16 protein-coding genes and 1 tRNA gene are annotated in these 17,596 nt (G+C 59.1%); 14 read left to right on the forward strand and 3 right to left on the reverse strand.

Translation table 11 applies throughout. The annotated features are described in order from the left end of the window. Positions 1-2: 2 nt before the first annotated feature. Positions 3-185, forward strand: a complete 183-nt coding sequence (locus tag MHX53_RS04950; protein ID WP_204514716.1) for an antitoxin — start codon at positions 3-5, stop codon at positions 183-185. A 68-nt stretch (positions 186-253) separates the two neighbouring features. Here the strand turns inward: MHX53_RS04950 and pcrA are convergent, their stop codons facing one another. Both pcrA and MHX53_RS04960 read right to left on the reverse strand, forming a co-directional pair. Then, entirely contained in the window at positions 254-2,563 is a 2,310-nt protein-coding gene (gene pcrA / locus MHX53_RS04955) for a DNA helicase PcrA (protein ID WP_239271453.1), read from the reverse strand. Positions 2,564-2,644: 81 nt separating this feature from the next. After that, entirely contained in the window at positions 2,645-3,004 is a 360-nt protein-coding gene (locus tag MHX53_RS04960) for a hypothetical protein (protein WP_102238306.1), read from the reverse strand. A 50-nt stretch (positions 3,005-3,054) separates the two neighbouring features. Between MHX53_RS04960 and MHX53_RS04965 the strand changes: the two genes are divergently transcribed. The 5 genes from MHX53_RS04965 to pth all read left to right on the forward strand — a co-directional run bounded on the left by MHX53_RS04965 (position 3,055) and on the right by pth (position 7,078). Further along, positions 3,055-3,126: transfer RNA gene (locus tag MHX53_RS04965), tRNA-Gln, on the forward strand. Positions 3,127-3,153: 27 nt separating this feature from the next. Then, the gene (glmU, locus tag MHX53_RS04970; RefSeq protein WP_204514713.1) at positions 3,154-4,605 is read left to right on the forward strand and encodes a bifunctional UDP-N-acetylglucosamine diphosphorylase/glucosamine-1-phosphate N-acetyltransferase GlmU; all 1,452 of its coding nucleotides are present in this window, start codon (positions 3,154-3,156) and stop codon (positions 4,603-4,605) included. Then, positions 4,602-5,573 carry a ribose-phosphate diphosphokinase gene (locus MHX53_RS04975; protein WP_239271454.1) on the forward strand — a complete coding sequence of 324 codons (972 nt, stop codon included), beginning with the start codon at positions 4,602-4,604 and terminating at the stop codon, positions 5,571-5,573. Before glmU ends, MHX53_RS04975 begins: the two co-directional genes overlap by 4 nt. Before the next feature lie 204 nt (positions 5,574-5,777). Continuing rightward, positions 5,778-6,431 (forward strand): 50S ribosomal protein L25/general stress protein Ctc, encoded by a 654-nt coding sequence (locus MHX53_RS04980; RefSeq protein WP_239271455.1) that lies wholly within the window; start codon positions 5,778-5,780, stop codon positions 6,429-6,431. Positions 6,432-6,493: 62 nt separating this feature from the next. Beyond that, positions 6,494-7,078 carry an aminoacyl-tRNA hydrolase gene (gene pth, locus MHX53_RS04985; RefSeq protein ID WP_239271456.1) on the forward strand — a complete coding sequence of 195 codons (585 nt, stop codon included), beginning with the start codon at positions 6,494-6,496 and terminating at the stop codon, positions 7,076-7,078. Here pth and MHX53_RS04990 read toward each other — a convergent pair. Next, a complete protein-coding gene (locus tag MHX53_RS04990) occupies positions 7,075-7,794 on the reverse strand; it encodes a rhomboid family intramembrane serine protease (RefSeq protein WP_239271457.1) in 720 nt (239 codons plus the stop codon). The two genes, pth and MHX53_RS04990, sit on opposite strands and share 4 nt — an antisense overlap. A 31-nt stretch (positions 7,795-7,825) precedes the next feature. Between MHX53_RS04990 and mfd the strand changes: the two genes are divergently transcribed. The 8 genes from mfd to MHX53_RS05030 all read left to right on the forward strand — a co-directional run bounded on the left by mfd (position 7,826) and on the right by MHX53_RS05030 (position 17,556). Next, positions 7,826-11,434, forward strand: a complete 3,609-nt coding sequence (mfd, locus tag MHX53_RS04995; protein ID WP_239271458.1) for a transcription-repair coupling factor — start codon at positions 7,826-7,828, stop codon at positions 11,432-11,434. Then, positions 11,431-12,234, forward strand: coding sequence for a MazG nucleotide pyrophosphohydrolase domain-containing protein (locus MHX53_RS05000; RefSeq protein ID WP_239271459.1), 804 nt, complete (start codon positions 11,431-11,433; stop codon positions 12,232-12,234). Before mfd ends, MHX53_RS05000 begins: the two co-directional genes overlap by 4 nt. Beyond that, a complete protein-coding gene (locus tag MHX53_RS05005; protein WP_239271460.1) occupies positions 12,212-12,961 on the forward strand; it encodes a tyrosine-protein phosphatase in 750 nt (249 codons plus the stop codon). The genes MHX53_RS05000 and MHX53_RS05005 overlap by 23 nt, the downstream gene beginning before the upstream one ends. A 42-nt stretch (positions 12,962-13,003) precedes the next feature. Beyond that, a complete protein-coding gene (eno, locus tag MHX53_RS05010; protein ID WP_102237530.1) occupies positions 13,004-14,284 on the forward strand; it encodes a phosphopyruvate hydratase in 1,281 nt (426 codons plus the stop codon). A 114-nt stretch (positions 14,285-14,398) separates the two neighbouring features. Further along, complete coding sequence (locus MHX53_RS05015) at positions 14,399-14,863, forward strand: septum formation initiator family protein (RefSeq protein WP_102237531.1); 465 nt, start codon at positions 14,399-14,401, stop codon at positions 14,861-14,863. A 2-nt stretch (positions 14,864-14,865) separates the two neighbouring features. Further along, positions 14,866-15,366: a DUF501 domain-containing protein gene (locus tag MHX53_RS05020; RefSeq protein WP_239271461.1), complete on the forward strand. Its 501-nt coding sequence runs from the start codon at positions 14,866-14,868 to the stop codon at positions 15,364-15,366. Continuing rightward, a complete protein-coding gene (locus MHX53_RS05025; protein WP_239271462.1) occupies positions 15,366-16,301 on the forward strand; it encodes a Ppx/GppA phosphatase family protein in 936 nt (311 codons plus the stop codon). Before MHX53_RS05020 ends, MHX53_RS05025 begins: the two co-directional genes overlap by 1 nt. Then, positions 16,294-17,556, forward strand: a complete 1,263-nt coding sequence (locus MHX53_RS05030) for a S8 family serine peptidase (RefSeq protein ID WP_239271463.1) — start codon at positions 16,294-16,296, stop codon at positions 17,554-17,556. The genes MHX53_RS05025 and MHX53_RS05030 overlap by 8 nt, the downstream gene beginning before the upstream one ends. Positions 17,557-17,596: the final 40 nt, after the last annotated feature.

Consider the following 17,596-nt stretch of genomic DNA (forward strand, 5'->3'; position numbering starts at 1 on the left):
TAATGGGACTCGGAGACTTCGCAGACAAGGCAAAGGACGCAGTTAACAGCGAGCAGGCTGAAGGCGTTACCGACGACGCACTCGACAAGGGTGCTGACTTCGCTAACGACAAGACCGGTGGCAAGTTCGAAGACCAGGTTAACCAGGGTCGCGACGCTGCTGACGGCAAGCTCGGAAACGAGTAAGAACACTCGTTCGAACACGAGGGGCGGGAGCACATGCTCCCGCCCCTCGTGTTTTGTGTCTAGAGCTTTTACAGTTTCTCGACGGGCGCGTAACGCATAAGCAGACGCTTGGTACCTTCTGAACCAAAGTCAACATGTGCAACGGTCTTATCGCCCGATCCCGTCACCTCGACGACAGTTCCCAAACCAAACGAGTCGTGCGAGAGCGTATCCCCGACTGCGACCTCGGGAACCTCCCTTTGAGGCCGGATCCGCGAACCCGACCTTCCAACGGAAGCCGCCGTGCGCCCTCCCGAGGTGTACCGCCCAGCTGACAACGAACGATTAGCCGAGCTGGTCACGGGTGCAGTGACCGAGCCGGTCGACTGCCAATCGACGAGTTCCGACGGGATCTCCTGCAGGAACCGGCTGGGTGGGTTGTACGACGACTGCCCCCACATCGACCGGGTTTCTGACCTGGACACAAACAGGCGCTGCATGGCGCGCGTGAGACCCACGTAGGCCAGACGCCGCTCTTCTGCCAGTTCCGTGGCGTTCGTAAACGAGCGCTGGTGGGGGAACGTGCCGTCTTCCAAACCAGTGAGGAATACGACAGGGAACTCCAGCCCCTTGGCCGTGTGCAGAGTCATGAGAGTGATTTCGCCGGCTTGTGAGTCGGGGACTGAGTCGGCGTCTGCGGTGAGCGAGACACGTTCGAGGAAGTCGTCAAGGGTTGCTTCCGGTTGCGAGTGCTGGAAGTCCTCAGCGACTGCAACCAACTCCGCGAGGTTGTCCACGCGCGACTCATCTTGGGGGTCGGTACTACGGTTGAGCTCATCCAAGTAACCCGTCTGTTCCATGATCGCTTCAAGCACGCGGGACGGTTGCGCGCCGTGGCAGGCCTCGAGCAGGTCGTTGAGGAGCTGTGTGAACGCCCGGAGTGGGCCCAGGGTGCGATTCGTCATTCCCGGTGCTTCGTCCGCCCGTTTGAGTGCTTCATAAAAGCTGATGCGTTCGCGGTTTGCAAGTGCCGCGACGAGGGCTTCCCCACGATCTCCGATGCCGCGTTTGGGCACGTTGAGAATGCGACGCAGATTCACGTCATCCGATGGGTTCGACAAAACGTGAGCGTAGGCCAAGATGTCCTTGATCTCTTTGCGCTCGTAGAACCGTGTACCACCCACAACCTTGTACGGGAGTCCCGCTCTCACCAGGGCATCTTCAATAGCTCGTGACTGAGCGTTCGTGCGGTAGAAGACAGCGAAGTCACCGTAGGTGAGATCGGTTTCGTCCATGAGCTCGTCGATCCTGTCAACGACGAACTGAGCTTCTGCATGTTCGGTAGACGCGACCCACCCCACTACTTTCTCGCCACTACCTTGGTCAGTCCACAGGTTTTTGTCGCGACGGTCGTCGTTGTTCCGAATGACGGCGTTAGCGGCCGAAAGAATGTTCTGCGTGGACCGGTAGTTCTGCTCCAGCACAATCGTCTGTGCATGCGGGAAGTCTTTTTCGAATTCGACGATGTTGCGAACAGTGGCTCCGCGGAACGCATAGATGGACTGGTCCGCGTCACCTACTACCGTGAGCTGGCCGGTGGGCTCAGGGAGGTCCGCCCCGGCAAGTACCCGGATCAGCGCGTATTGTGCAGGGTTCGTGTCTTGGTACTCGTCGACGAAAATGTGGGTGAACCGCGCCCGGTAGTTCCGCGCGATTTCGGGATTGTTCGTCAGCAACCTCACGGTCTCCATAATAAGGTCGTCGAAGTCGTAGGCGTTCGCGACAGCCAAGCGTTCTTGATACCGGCTGTATACCCGCGCAGTAGCTTGCTCTAACGGGTTATTCTCTTGCGCTTTGACCTCGAAGTCTGCCGCGGTCACGCATTCGTTCTTGAGGTTCGAAATGCGATTCCGAAGGGTCTTGGGTGCAAACTTCTTGGGGTCGAGGTCAAGTTCTTTCGTCACCTGTGTGATGAGTCGCAAAGAATCTTGCGCGTCATAAATGGAGAAATTGGATGTGCGGTCACGCGCCTCGCGTCGAAGGATTCGCACACACGCAGAGTGGAACGTGGAGATCCACATGCCACGCGCACGATCGCCCACAAGCGATGTGACGCGCTCCAGCATTTCGCGCGCGGCCTTGTTGGTGAACGTGATCGCAAGGATCTGCCCCGGATGTGCTTGTCCTGTGGCCAAGATGTGTGCGATCCGTCGCGTGAGGACAGTGGTTTTCCCTGATCCGGCACCTGCGACGATCAAGAGCGCCGAGCCTGAATGCGTCACTGCCTGGCGCTGTTGAGGGTTGAGGTTTTCGAGAAGTTCTTCCTGCCCTGGTGCGGTGTTGGCTACCGGGTTTTCGGGTTCTGAGGCTGATTGCGAATCAAGGAAGTCAAAGTTCATGATGTTTCACTTTTAAGCGACGGGAGGCTGATACACAAACGAGCGACACCACTCGGGTGTCGCTCGTTAAAGTACAGGGTGTTACAGAACCACTGCAATGATGACTGCGAGGATCGCAAACACTCCTGTTAGGTGGGCCATTGTGGCGGACGGCTGAGGGCCGTCGGCCTGGTCGTGAGCTTTCTGTTTGCGGTTACCAATGAACGCAAACACGGTCACCAAGATCGCAAGGACCAGTTTGATGCCGATCTTCATGTGGTTGGCGCCGCCCATCGCTTCAGCTACGCCTACCAGAGCTAGACCTGTCACCAACTGCAGGAAAGAAGCGTGCAACATGCCTGCTACCACGCGTGGTGAACGCATGTATGTAAAGTAGCCACCAACGATGATGGCCATTCCGACTAGGTGCAAAATAAGTAGAATGTAGCGCAGAATTTCCATGTTTCCCATCTTAATGGCAAGATAGAAAAGCCTGTTCATCGTATGAACAATCCGCCCTGGTGTAATGGCAGCACGCCGGCCTTTGGAGCCGTGCAGTCTAGGTTCGAATCCTAGGGGCGGAGCTAGCGCCGCTAGTTCAAGGAGTGCACATGACGCAGCAGTCGCCAGCTGCCGTAATCGTTCTCGCCGCTGGAGCGGGAACCCGTATGAAGTCCTCCACGCCCAAAGTGATGCACCCTATTGGTGGTCGATCACTGTTGCACCACGCAGTCGATGCGGCTGCGGGTGTCAACCCCGATCACCTGGTCGTCGTTTTGCGCCACGAGCGTGACCGAGTGGGTGAACACGTTTCACAGATCGCCCAGGCACGTGAATGCGCGGTGCTGGTGGCAGATCAAGATGACGTTCCGGGCACCGGGCGCGCCGTTGAGTGTGCGCTCACCCAACTTCCACAAGACCTCACTGGAACCGTCGTAGTGACCTACGGCGATGTCCCTCTGCTGGAAGCGGACACCATTAACGACTTGGTGGCTTTCCACGAAGAACACTCCAACGCGGCTACGGTTTTGTCTGCTCATGTGGAGCAGCCTCGGGGTTACGGCCGGATCGTGCGCGACGCGACCGGGACACTCGAGAAGATCGTGGAAGAAAAGGACGCCACGGAACAAGAGCGCGCAATCACCGAAATCAACTCGGGCATCTACGCTTTTGACGCCGGAGTGTTGCGTTCATCTTTGGCTTCGGTTGGAACCGACAACGCACAGGGCGAAAAGTACCTCACGGACGTGATCGGTATTGCCCGCTCGCAGGGGTCGGCTGTTGCTGCTTTGGCCACTGACGACGTGTGGCAGGTCGAAGGTGCAAATGACCGCGTCCAGCTTGCAGCACTTGGAAAAGAGCTCAACCGACGCAACGTCGAGAAGTGGATGCGTGCCGGCGTTACGGTCGTGGATCCTGACACCACGTGGATCGACTCGGATGTGACCCTGAACCCTGACGTGACCATCCTTCCGGGCGTTCAGCTTCACGGAGCGTGCGATATCGCTACTGGAGCTGTGATTGGCCCGGACACCACCCTGTCAGACACCGAGGTGGGAGAAGGCGCGCAGGTCATCCGGACTCACGCGCAACTCGCCGTGGTGCGAGCAGGTGCAACGGTAGGTCCGTTTGCGTATCTGCGACCCGGAACGGACTTGGGTGAAAACGGCAAGATCGGCACATTTGTCGAAACGAAGAACGCACAGATCGGATCTGGTTCGAAGGTTCCGCACCTCACGTATGTGGGTGACGCGACGATCGGTAAAAACTCCAACATCGGTGCATCAAGTGTTTTCGTCAACTATGACGGTGTGAACAAGCACCGCACTGTAGTGGGCGACAACGTGCGTACAGGCTCCGACACCATGTTCGTCGCACCTGTGACCGTGGGCGACGGAGCATATTCCGGAGCCGGTACTGTCATTCGAAAGGATGTTCCTGCAGGTGCACTGGCCATAACCGTTGCGCCTCAGCGTAATATTGAAGAGTGGGTGGTTAAGAACCGACCAGGAACCCCCGCTGCCGACGCTGCTTCTGCCAACAAGGAGACGGACGAACAGTGAACTCGATTACCGCCGCAGGAGAAAAGAAACTTGTTCTCGTTTCTGGACGTGCACACGAAGAGCTAGCCCAGCAAGTCGCAGAGAATCTGGGCACTGAGCTTCTTCCAGCTGATGTGTACAACTTTGCGAACGGCGAAATCTACGTGCGCTTTTCTGAGTCTGTACGCGGATGTGACGCGTTTGTTCTGCAGAGCCACTGCGCACCCATCAACGAATGGTTGATGGAGCAGCTCATTATGGTTGACGCACTGAAGCGAGCATCGGCCAAGCGCATCACCGTTATCGCCCCATTCTTCCCATACGCTCGCCAAGACAAGAAGCACCGCGGACGTGAACCTATTTCCGCTCGCCTCGTCGCTGACTTGTACCGCACTGCAGGCGCCGACCGGATCATTACCGTGGATCTCCACACCGCCCAGATCCAGGGCTTCTTCGACGGTCCCGTGGACCACTTGGTCGCCCTGCCGATCCTGTCTGACTACGTCAAGAGCAACTACGAACAACCACTCGCGGTTGTCTCCCCAGACGCAGGACGCATCAAGGTCGCTGAGAACTGGTCGGCTGCTTTGGGTGGCTGCCCACTGGCATTTATCCACAAGACGCGCGACATCGACCGTCCAAACCAGACCAAAGCCAACCGCGTGGTGGGTGACGTCAAGGGGCGCACGTGCGTTCTCGTTGACGACATGATCGACACGGGTGGCACCATCGTGCAGGCCGCTGAGGCGTGTATGGCTGACGGTGCAACCGGAGTCGTCATCGTGGCGACGCACCCGGTGTTCTCCGGGCCTGCAGTAGAGCGGTTGAAGAACTCGGTTGCTAACGAAGTGATCGTGACAAACACGCTTCCGCTGAGCGAAGAAAAGATCTTCGACAAGCTCACCGTTCTGTCGATCGCTCCGCTCTTGGGCCGAGCAGTTCACGAAGTATTCGAGGACGGTTCGGTTACGAGCCTCTTCAATATTTAACCAACTTCATTTAACAAGCCTGAGCGCACGCGTCCATCGACGCGTGCGCCTGCTTTTGCGCTTAAAGTGCGTCACCGTATAGAATGTTTCTCGCCTCGGCGAGGGAGGAAAGACTTCTCCGTTATCGACGCGGTTATTCGTGAAGGTGTTATCTGACCGCGAAAACTGTCGCCGTGGTTTGGATAAACCACACGAAAGGACATCATGGCTGACATTAAGCTTGAAGCCGAACTCCGTGAAAACTACGGTAAGGGGTATGCCCGCCGTACCCGTGCCGCTGGACGTGTTCCTGGCGTTCTCTACGGTCACGGATCCGAACCTGCTCACCTCTCATTTGACGGCCACGCCATTATGATGGCGATGAAGAACCCAAACTCGCTGGTCGAGATCTCGACTGCTGATGGCAAGCTCAAGAGCCTCGCAGTTGCTCGTGACATCCAGCGCCACCCTGTTCGCCGCGACATCATCCACGTTGACTTCATCATCGTGAAGCGCGGTGAAAAGATTGAGGTCGACATCCCAGTCACGCCAGTTGGCGACGCTGCTCCTGGAACCCTTGTTTCGGTTGAAACCCAGACTCTGCGTGTTCTGGCAGACGCCACCCAGATTCCAGAGCACTTCGAACTTTCCATCGAAGGACGCGAAGTTGGTGACCACCTCCTGGCGAAGGACGTGGAACTGCCTGAAGGCGTCGAACTGGTTGACGACGAAGACATGATGCTCATCCACGTCGCCGCTGAAATGACCGAGGCAGAGCTCGAATCTGAACTCGAATCCGACGCAGTCGACGAAGAAGTTGCAGCATCGACCGGTGCTGAGCCTTCCGACGAAGCTGCAGAATCGTCTGACGACGAGTAATCGCCGTAAACTGAGTGGGGTGCGCATGGGGCGCACCCCACTTTTTTACATCGAAGGACGGCATGCGTTACCTCATTATTGGTCTGGGTAATCCGGGTCCACGTTACGCGGGTACCCGGCACAACATTGGGCACATGGTGCTAGACGAACTCGTACGCAGGTGCGGGGCCACACTGGGGTCCACGAAAACTCGAGCGGTAGCGGCCAGCGTGGCCGACCTCGGCGGGGTTGTGGGTACCAAGGCCGTCCTGATGAAGTCCGCAACCTACATGAACGAATCCGGGCTTCCCGTGCGCCAGCTGGCTGACTTCTATTCGATCGATCCCGACCACGTGATCGCTATTCACGACGACGTGGACCTGCCGTTCGACTCGATCAAGCTCAAACTGAGCGGGGGAGAAGGTGGGCACAATGGCCTCCGGTCGATGAGCAAGCACCTGGGTACCCGCGACTACTTGCGGGTGCGCGCCGGAGTGGGCCGACCGCCCGGACGCATGGACACGGCAGACTTCGTGTTGCAGAACTTTTCAAGCACGGAACGCAAAAACCTGCCCATTTTTGTCTCGGACTGTGCCGACGCCGTTGAAGACTTGGTGCTTAAAGGGCTCACGGAAGCCCAGCAGCGCTACCACTCGCGTCAGAGCTAGTCCAGGTTCCGGAGTATCGCGTCAAGTTCCGGGTCCCCGGTGCCAGCCGTTGTCCCAGCGTCCGCTCCAATGGCCCCGGCCCGAGGTCGTTGCGACTTCCGGTTTCCACCCCACTTGAGGACGACCCAGGCTGCGCACACCCCGCCAATGAGCCCAAAGAGGTGCGCTTGCCACGAAATGTGGCCCAACCGGGGGAGAACGCCAAAAAGCATGGCGCTGCCATAAACCCCAATAACGACCAGGGAAATGACGCCGCGAGTAATCCGGCCCGACCACGTGCGTGCGAAGAACGCGGCGACTGCAAGGTACCCAAAGTAGCCGAACACCAAACCAGAGGCCCCAACCGTGACGGTGCCCGGTTCGTTGAGAAAAAACGTGCCAACAGCGCTTGTGACCATGACGATCCCCGTGACGGCCCAGAATCGGGCAACCCCGTCGGCAACGACCAGCCCGCCTAGCACCAGGAATGGAAGCGAGTTCGCCAGCAAGTGAGGCCACGACGAGTGCAGGAACGGCATGGTGAAAAGTCCATACCAGTGCGAAAAGTCCCACGACCGTAGTCCTGCGCCGTTGAACCGGATAGGAATCACAAAGTCAGAAATGCGGATCAGCCACATGACCGCGAGCATGATGAGGGGAGACGCTAAGCGTTTCGCAACATCGACCCCGATTGCACCCAAACTGTCTTCGTCACCTGATTTGTGCGACTGGCTCATGTAACAAGTGTTTCACAGGTAGACTGACGGCGTGTCTTTGACGGGAATCTCTGCAAGCGTGTCCGAACTCCCCGGCTTCACCCAAGCCGTCGATGCCCTCAACACAGATCCAGGAGGATCCATCGATGTGGTGAAGGGCCTGTGGCCGTTCCTCATCGCTCAGGCAAGCGCGAACGCTCCTGTAGTTGCCGTGACGTCGACGGGGCGGGAGGCCGAAGAACTTACCGAAGCCCTCGCCGACCACCTGGCTCCCTCATCTGTTGCGTTCTTCCCCAGCTGGGAAACCCTGCCACATGAACGCCTTTCGCCCCGGTCGGACACAGTGGGTAAGCGCCTGTCCGTGTTGCGCGCGCTCAGCCACCCAGGCGAACGTCCACTGTCCGTCGTAGTCACCACGGTTCGCGCGCTCTTGCAGCCGATCGTAAAAGGGCTGGGCGATCTGGAACCCGTCACCATCAAAGTGGGTGACGAACACGATCTGACGGAACTCGCGGAACGCTTGTCACATTTGGCGTATTCGCGCGTCGACATGGTGTCGCGAAGGGGAGAGTTTGCCGTCCGAGGTGGCATTATCGACATCTTTCCGCCCACCGAAGATTCGGCACTGCGCGTCGAGTTCTTCGGCGATGAGGTAGAAGAGATCCGGCGGTTCTCGGTTGCCGATCAGCGTTCTATCGAAGCTGAAGAAGGTGCCGAGGTGCCCCACGTGTGGGCGCCTCCGTGTCGCGAAGTTCTTTTGTCATCAAAGGTGCGCGAACGGGCCGCGGACTTGGTTGAGCAGATCCCTGCCGCGGCCGACATGCTCACCAAAATTGCTGACGGGGTTGCAGTGGACGGGATGGAGTCGCTGGCCCCCGTGCTGGCCGACGGCATGGAACCACTGCTCGCCCGCCTTCCCAGCACCACCCGCATTGTGGTGCTTTCCCCCGAAAGGGTCGAAACACGGGCCGCAGACCTCGTGGCGACAACAGACGAGTTCTTGGCGGCCGCGTGGACCTCTGCCACCTCGGGAGGAAAGGCCCCCATTGACCTGTCCCCGGCGAGCTTCCGCACTTTGGAGGAGACCCGCACGGCCGCAGACCAGCTCAGCCTTCCATGGTGGGAAGTGGGCGGGTTCGCCCGCGATGAAGAGCTGGTGGAGGTCACGGACAACCACGTCACGATCGACGCCCGCGAACCGCGCGGTTACGCAGGCGACGTTGAAGCGGTGCTCACCGACGTGCGTGACCACGTTTCGCACGAGTGGAACGTGTACGTGCTCACGGAAGGTAAAGGATCGGGCGAGCGGCTTGTCGAGGTGTTCTCGAGTGCGGACATCCCAGCGCATTTTGAACCGGTGATCGAGGCTCCCGCGCCGGCGGCCACCGTCACCGTGACCACGGCCGCCACGTACGCGGGATTCGTGAGTGAGACCGCGAAACTTGCTGTTCTCACCGAATCCGAGGTGTTGGGCCGTTCCGTTCAGAACAGTCGCCAAGGGCGTAAGTCCCTTCCGCGCAGGCGCCGCCGTGGGCAGGTGGACCCGCTTGACCTGAAACCAGGCGACTATGTGGTTCACGAACAGCACGGAGTGGGACGATTCGTGGAGCTGGTTCAGCGCACCACTCGCAAGGGTAAGGACTCGCTGACCCGCGAATACTTAGTGATCGAATACGCGCCGTCCAAACGTGGCCACCCGGGCGACCGTTTGTTCGTGCCGTCCGACTCGCTCGATCAGGTCACCCGCTATGTGGGTGGAGAGAGCCCGTCCGTCAACAAGATGGGCGGAGCCGATTGGGCGAAGACCAAACAGCGCGCTCGCAAGGCGGTCAAGGAGATCGCCGGCGAGCTGGTGCGACTGTACTCAGCGCGCATGGCTTCGCAAGGCTTCCAGTTCTCACCGGATACGCCGTGGCAGCGGGAACTGGAGGACGCGTTCCGGTACGTCGAAACCGCTGACCAGCTCACCACGATCGACGAAGTGAAAGAGGACATGGAGAAGCCTCTCCCCATGGACCGTCTGATCTGCGGTGATGTGGGTTATGGAAAGACCGAGGTGGCAGTCCGGGCCGCTTTCAAGGCAGTTCAGGATGGCAAGCAGGTGGCGGTGTTGGTTCCCACCACTTTGTTGGTTCAGCAGCACTTTGAGACGTTTAGGGAACGGTACGCGGGATTCCCCGTCACAGTGGGTAAGCTTTCGCGTTTCCAAACTCCAAAGGAGTCACAGCAGACCAAGGACGACATTCATTCCGGCAAGCTCGATGTGGTGATCGGAACTCACCGTTTGCTTTCCGGTGAAGTGCGTTTTAAAAACCTGGGTCTAGTCATCATTGACGAAGAGCAGCGCTTTGGGGTGGAGCACAAAGAGACACTCAAAGCGATGCGCACCAATGTGGACGTGCTTGCAATGAGTGCGACTCCAATTCCGCGCACGCTGGAAATGGCTGTGACGGGGATCCGTGAAATGTCCACGCTGGCCACTCCGCCGGAGGAGCGCCACCCCGTGCTCACCTACGTGGGCAAATATGAGGAAAAGCAGGTCACTGCAGCGATTCGTCGTGAACTTTTGCGCGAAGGGCAAGTGTTCTTCATCCACAACCGGGTCCAAGACATTGACGCGGTAGCCACCCGGTTAGCAGAACTTGTCCCGGAAGCTCGTATCGCTGTTGCGCACGGAAAAATGAGCGAGCAACAGCTTGAAAAAGTGATCGTCGACTTCTGGGAAAAGCAGTACGACGTGCTGGTCTGCACCACGATCGTGGAGACCGGAATCGACATTGCGAACGCCAACACGCTGATCGTGGACCGGGCCGACCGCATGGGCTTGTCCCAACTCCACCAGCTCAGGGGCCGCGTGGGCCGTGGACGCGAGCGGGCATATGCGTACTTCCTCTACCCGTCCGACATCGAACTGACCGAAACCGCTCACGACCGCCTCGAAACCGTTGCCGCCCACACCGAACTGGGCGCGGGTATGCAGGTGGCGATGAAAGACCTCGAGATCCGAGGCGCCGGGAACCTGCTGGGCGGCCAACAGTCCGGGCACGTCGAAGGCGTGGGCTTCGACCTGTATGTGCGCATGGTGGGTGAAGCGGTCGCTAACTTTAAGGGTGAAGCCGAAGAAGAGCTCCCGGAAATGCGGATCGAGCTCCCCATCGACGCGCACCTGCCAACCACTTACGTCGAGCAGGAGCGGTTGCGCTTGGAGGCGTATCGCAAACTGGCAACGGCAACCGATGAGACTGCTGTGCAAGAAGTCCTCGCCGAACTCACCGACCGCTACGGCCCTTACCCGCCGGAAGTCGCGGTGCTGGCCGATGTCGCCCGCCTGCGTATCCGCGCCCGCGCCTCCGGAATCAGCGACATCGTTGCGCAAGGAAACAACATCCGATTCGGACCCGTGGAACTCGCCGATTCGCAAGTCGTGCGACTCAAACGCCTCTACCCGCGGTCCCTCATCAAACCCGCGGTGCGTTCCGTGCTGGTACCCAAACCCACCTCGGGACAGGGATTCGCCGCCAGCGACGTCACGGACGTAGCCCTGCTGGAATGGTGCATGAAGTTCCTCAACGCGATCCTGCCGGTCGAAAAGACGGACAGCGGTGAGGAGCCGGCTGGCGCGAAGCCAGACAGTGGCGGCGGCGAAAAGGGGGAGTCGTGACGCAGTGGGAGCCGGTCGACCCTGAAACCCTGTCAACGGCCGAGGTCGTTGCCTACTTGCGTGCTCGCTGCCCCTGGGCGGCCGCCCACACGCATGCCAGCCTGGCCCCGTACCTGTTAGAAGAGACGTACGAACTGCTCGACGCGATCGAGGAGTACACCACAAACCCCGGCTCCACGACCCGCTCGGAACTCGTGGGCGAGCTGGGCGATGTGGCATATCAGGTCCTTTTCCACGCCGCGTTGCTCGACCAGCCCAACGCGACACCCACCTCGGCGTGCCCACCCACCGGAAACTACGTGAGTCCCCGCGCCATCACCGAGGTGGCGGACAGGTTGCGTGCGAAGGTGGTCCGGCGGCACCCGCACGTCTTTGAGACCACCGGCCCTACCAGCATCGAGGACGTCGAACGGGCCTACGAACGCATCAAGGCAGAAGAAAAGCGGGGTGCCCGCGACGACGTCACTGAAGACGATGTCACTGAAGATGCGCACGCGGGTGATAGCTTGGCACGTGACGCATGCGCGTCGATCCCAGCCAGCATGCCGGCGCTCGCCCGGACGCAAGCGGTACTGGGCCGCTTAGACCGGGTGGACCTGAGCGTAGGGCGCAGCCAGGACGTTCCCGGTACACCGGAGCCTGCGGACGAAGATGTCACAGAAACCGCCATAGGCCAGGAACTGTTAGCAGTTGTCCAGAAAGCGCACGCGCACGGCATTGACGCCGAAGGAGCTTTGCGTCGCGCCACCGACGCACTTATCGACGAAAGAGGAAGTCGTGCATCAACCGACACGAATTGAGATCGGCGGGACATTTAACTTCCGCGACATCGGGGGCTGGGACACGCCCGCAGGTCGAGTTGCGCAACACAAAGTGTTCCGCTCGGACGGGCTGTCTTCTTTGACTGACGACGCGCGAGCACGTCTGCAGGAGCTGGGGATTGGCACGGTGATCGACCTGCGTGAGGAGAGGGAACGCACTAACGCGCCCAATGCGCTGGGGGATTTGCAGGTCAACCACGTTCACGCGCCACTGTTTGGCAACCGGCTCTACCCCGCTGACCGTGAACGACCAGACCGGATTGTGCTTGAGAAGCGTGACTTGGAGACCTTGTACGGTGTTCTGCTCGATCACTTTGCCCTCAACGTCGCGCACGTGATTGACCTGGTTGCTAATGCCCAAGGGCCATTGGTGTACCACTGTTCGGCTGGAAAAGACCGCACCGGGGTGGTCACGGCGTTCATCCACGAACTCGTAGGGGTTGCGCGCGACGACGTGGTGACCGACTACAACGCCACAGAGCAATTCTTGGGCGCAGAGTTTTTGGTTGCAATCAGCGCAAACTTCGCAAACGCGGGCATTGTGGCCAACCTGTCAGAGACCGCAACCCAAGCCCCACGCGTGTACATGGACAACATGCTGCGGCGAGTAGACGACGAATTCGGGGGAGTGGAGCAGTTCCTTTTATCGGGTGGAATGAACACAAAAACGCCGGAACTGCTCCGCCAGAAACTGCTTGTAGATTAGAGTTACGACTGAAGCCTCTCGACGTGTGTAAAAGGAGACACCATGGCACAGATCATCGCGGCTAACGCTCGTGAAATCCTAGACTCCCGCGGCAACCCCACTGTCGAAGTTGAGATCCTTCTGGAGGACGGAGCAATCGGTTCCGCATGCGTCCCTTCCGGTGCCTCAACCGGTGAATGGGAAGCTGTTGAACTTCGCGACAACGACCCAGAACGCTACGACGGCAAGGGTGTCCTGTCCGCTGTTGACTCTGTCCTCGACGAGATCCACGACGCAGTTGCAGGTATCGAAGCCGACGACCAGCGCATCATCGACCAGACGCTGATCGACCTCGACGGAACGTCAAACAAAGAACGATTGGGCGCCAACGCGATCCTGGGAGCCTCACTTGCAGCAGCTCACGCGGCAGCCCGGTCCGTAGACCTCCCACTTTTCCGCTACCTGGGTGGCCCCAACGCACACGTCATGCCCGTACCCATGATGAACATCCTCAACGGTGGAGCGCACGCCGACTCCAACGTTGACATCCAGGAATTCATGATCGCGCCTATTGGTGCAGCGACCTTCCGCGAAGCACTCCAGTGGGGCGCCGAGGTCTACCACGCACTCAAGAAAGTTCTCAAGGCCAAGGGCCTGGGAACTGGTCTGGGTGACGAAGGTGGGTTTGCACCTAACCTCGAATCCAACGCGCAGGCACTCGACCTCATCATTGAAGCAATCCAGGCGACCGGTCGTACACCAGGTAAGGACATCGCGCTCGCACTCGACGTTGCGTCCAGTGAATTCTTCAAGGACGGGTCGTACTCCTTCGAAGGTGCGCAGAAGTCCGCGGAAGAAATGACCGCGTACTACACCGAACTCGTGGAAAAGTACCCGCTTGTTTCAATCGAAGACCCACTCGACGAAAACGACTGGGACGGATACGTCCACCTCACGGAAACCTTGGGCGACCGAGTTCAGCTGGTGGGTGACGACCTCTTCGTAACCAACCCTGAACGCCTGCAGACCGGTATCGAAAAGGGTGCCGCTAACTCGCTTCTGGTGAAGGTCAACCAGATTGGTACCCTGACCGAAACTCTGGAAGCTATTGCACTGGCACACACCAACGGTTACACCACCATGGTGTCCCACCGCTCCGGTGAAACCGAAGACACCACGATTGCCGACCTTGCAGTAGCCACCAACGCCGGACAGATCAAGACCGGTGCGCCTGCTCGTTCGGAACGTGTAGCCAAGTACAACCGTCTGCTGGTGATCGAAGAGTTCTTGGGTGATGCAGCTCGTTACGCAGGAGCTAGCGCGTTCCCACGCTTCAACGCATAAACAGCTTCGCGGATAATCAACACACCCGCGAATAGCCTTCGCGTTTACGGAAAAGCACGGCACACTACAAGTGTCGTGCTTTTCCCTTCCCCTACGCGCGAATGACGAGGTCCCATGAGCAAGAAACCGCAGAGTCGCCGTGCGACCTCGTCCTCAGAAACTTCCGGTCGCACATCAACCTCTGGTCGCCCAACGCGTCGCAAGCGTTTGAGCTTTGGGCGCAAAGCGACCCTCGCGGCAGTTTTTCTTCTGGTCGGACTCATGTTCGTGCCCACTGTGAGCACAGGTATCCGGCAAGCACAACAGATCAGTGCTTTGGAACGCGATAACGAAGCGACCGAACAAGAGATCAAAGACCTCGAAAAGAAACAACGCGATCTTAAAGACCCCAAGTACATGGAACGGCGCGCGCGGGACGAATACCACTACGCCAAACCGGGCGAAAAGATCTTTATCGTAGAATCTGACAAGAACGAGCACGCTTCAACGAACCAGGCAAATAAAGGTGAACGGCAACGTCCCTGGTATGTTGAACTTTCGGACTCTCTCAAGACCGTGGGGCTAGCAACGGAGGAATAACAATGGTTGGCCTGGCCAGTAAGGCAGATTTAGAAATTGTGCGCCAACAGTTGGGCCGTATCCCCAGGGGAGTACTTGGTATCGCTGCTCGGTCAGTCACCGGTGAACCACTCGTTATTGCAACAGCACCTCGTCTTGAAGACGGCTCGCCGTTCCCCACAACCTACTATTTGACTCACCCCGCTTATGTTGCGGAGTGTTCCCGCCTCGAGGCCTCCGGGATCATGTCGGAATGGACTCAAGAGCTTGCAGAAGACGAAGAGCTGGCTGCCCAGTACTTGGAGGCTCATCGTGCGTACTTGAGCGACCGCAAAACATTGGGAGACGAAGCCGGTATTGAGTTCGTCGAAGAAATCGCTGACTTTTCCGCCGGCGGGATGCCTAACCGGGTCAAGTGCCTGCACGCTCTAGTTGGTCACGCGCTCGCTGCCGGGCCGGGTGTCAACCCTATTGGTGACCGTGCAATTGAACGCATGAACAACGTTCCGGGGGTGCAAAGATAATGCGCGTTGCTGCGATCGACTGTGGAACCAACTCAATCCGCCTCCTCGTCGCCGACACAGATGGCACCGCTCTAACCGATGTGGTGCGTGAGATGCGCGTGGTGCGACTAGGCCAAGGCGTCGACGCGACGGGCGCTTTTGCTCCAGAAGCACTCGGACGAACCTTCGCAGCAATCGACGAATATGCTGAACTCATCACAGACCACGGTGCGGAACACGTCCGCTTCGTTGCCACCTCGGCCACCCGCGATGCCGCCAACCGCGAAACGTTTTTTGCCGGCGTACGCGAACGCTTGGGCATCGACGCAGAAGTCATCACTGGTGAAGAAGAAGCCGAACTGTCCTTTATTGGAGCAACCGCCGGGCTGGGTGCCAGCGTGGACTACCCGGCACTCGTCATGGACCTGGGTGGCGGCTCAACTGAACTGGTGCTGGGCACGGACGTCGTTGACAGTGCGTTTTCGATGGACATCGGGTGCGTGCGCATGACGGAACGCCACATGCACTCAAACCCGCCCACCGAGCAGGAAATCGCGGCGGCGGTGGCCGACATTGACGAGTGGTATGACCGCGCTCGCCAAACGGTCGACACGTCGCAGGCACGCACCCTGGTGGGAGTCGCGGGAACCATCACCACGGTCACGGCGGCATATTTGGACTTGCCAGCGTATGACCCGCACGCGATCCACGGCGCACAACTTGAAGTGGACCGTGCCCTGGAAACCTGCCAGAAGCTCGCCGCCATGACACGTGAGGAACGGGCCGCGCTACCTTACATGCATCCCGGGCGCGTCGACGTGATTGGTGCCGGTGCGACCGTGTTCTCTCGCCTGATTACTCGCATCGTTGCCGATGCGCCGGGACTCACGATTCGCACCAGTGAAACAGACATTCTGGACGGAATTGCGCTCGGTGTGGCGAGGTCACGTGGCTAAACTCCGCCAGATCCTGTGTTCGGTCGCAATTCTGGCACTGGGTGGTTCGCTGTTGAGCCCCGGTGCGCCGGCGCAGGCTGCCCCGAAAGCGTCGCCTGGTCAGTGGTTTATTGAGTCGTACGGAATCGACAAGGCCTGGGAAAGTACCACTGGGAAAGGTGTCAAAGTTTCCATCATTGACTCCGGGGTGAAAGGCGATCACGAAAACCTCACGGGCAAAGTTGTGGGTGCAAAAGACTTCTCCGGGTCAAATACCGACGGTCAAACGCCCGTGGGGCCCAAAGACACCGTGCGGCACGGCACCGCCGTTGCGGGTGTGATCGCAGGAAACGGTTCCAATCTAGGGCCGCGAGGTGTGGCACCAGACGCTGAACTTCTTTCGGCATCCATGTGGCTGGGTTCAGGCGGGCCGTCGGATGCGCCTTCTTCGCGCGAGCAGGCGGCTGACGCGATCAAATGGTCGGTGGACAACGGTGCCAAAGTCATCAACATGTCCTTAGGTTGGGCAGATCCCGCGTGGCCAGAACAGTGGGATGAAGCGTTCGCTTACGCATACAAGAAGGACGCCGTGATCATTGCGTGCGTGGGTAACGCCTCCCAGGGTGCGACCCGTGCATGGTCGCCGGCCACGGTTCCCGGGGTAGTGGGTGTTGGGGGCCTGAAAAAAGACGACTCGCTTGATTCGGAATCAACCGCTCCAGGTATTGCCGTGGATCTCATGGGGCCGGCCCAGAAAATTCCGGTTCCGTACTATGAGGGTGGGTACGCCGAGGCGGAAGGTTGTTCGTTCGCCGCCCCCTTTGTGTCCGGTGTGGCTGCTCTCATTCGTTCCAAACATCCCGACTATTCGGCCGATCAGGTGGTGGATGTCATGACGTCTACTGCGAAGCCCGTCAAGGACCACGACCAGAAGAAACCTGTCGATCCGATCGTTGGGTACGGGCGGATCGACCCCGTGGCTGCTCTTGAAGCTGGGCCCGGCAAGAAAGTGGCGTCGGCAAAAGACGAACTCGCAGAATGGGTACGCATGCACCGCCGCGCCCAGCAGTCGCCCAAACCCGGCCAGGACGCCATCGTCGACTCAGCAGACAAACCGGGAACCACCTCGGCCCATCAACCCACCCCACACGACCGAAACGAACTACCCTGGTTCTACGTGCCGCTCATGGGCGTAGGAGCCACGCTGATTGTGGTTGGGGCGGTCGCGTGGCAGTCGCAAAACCGGCGACGAAAAAACGCCACGGAAAAGACGTGATGAACATTTTGGGTGCGCGTTCGTGAAAGATCGCATCAAG

This window comes from Brevibacterium sp. ACRRH, from assembly GCF_022346365.1.
Taxonomy (GTDB): Bacteria; Actinomycetota; Actinomycetes; order Actinomycetales; family Brevibacteriaceae; genus Brevibacterium; species Brevibacterium paucivorans.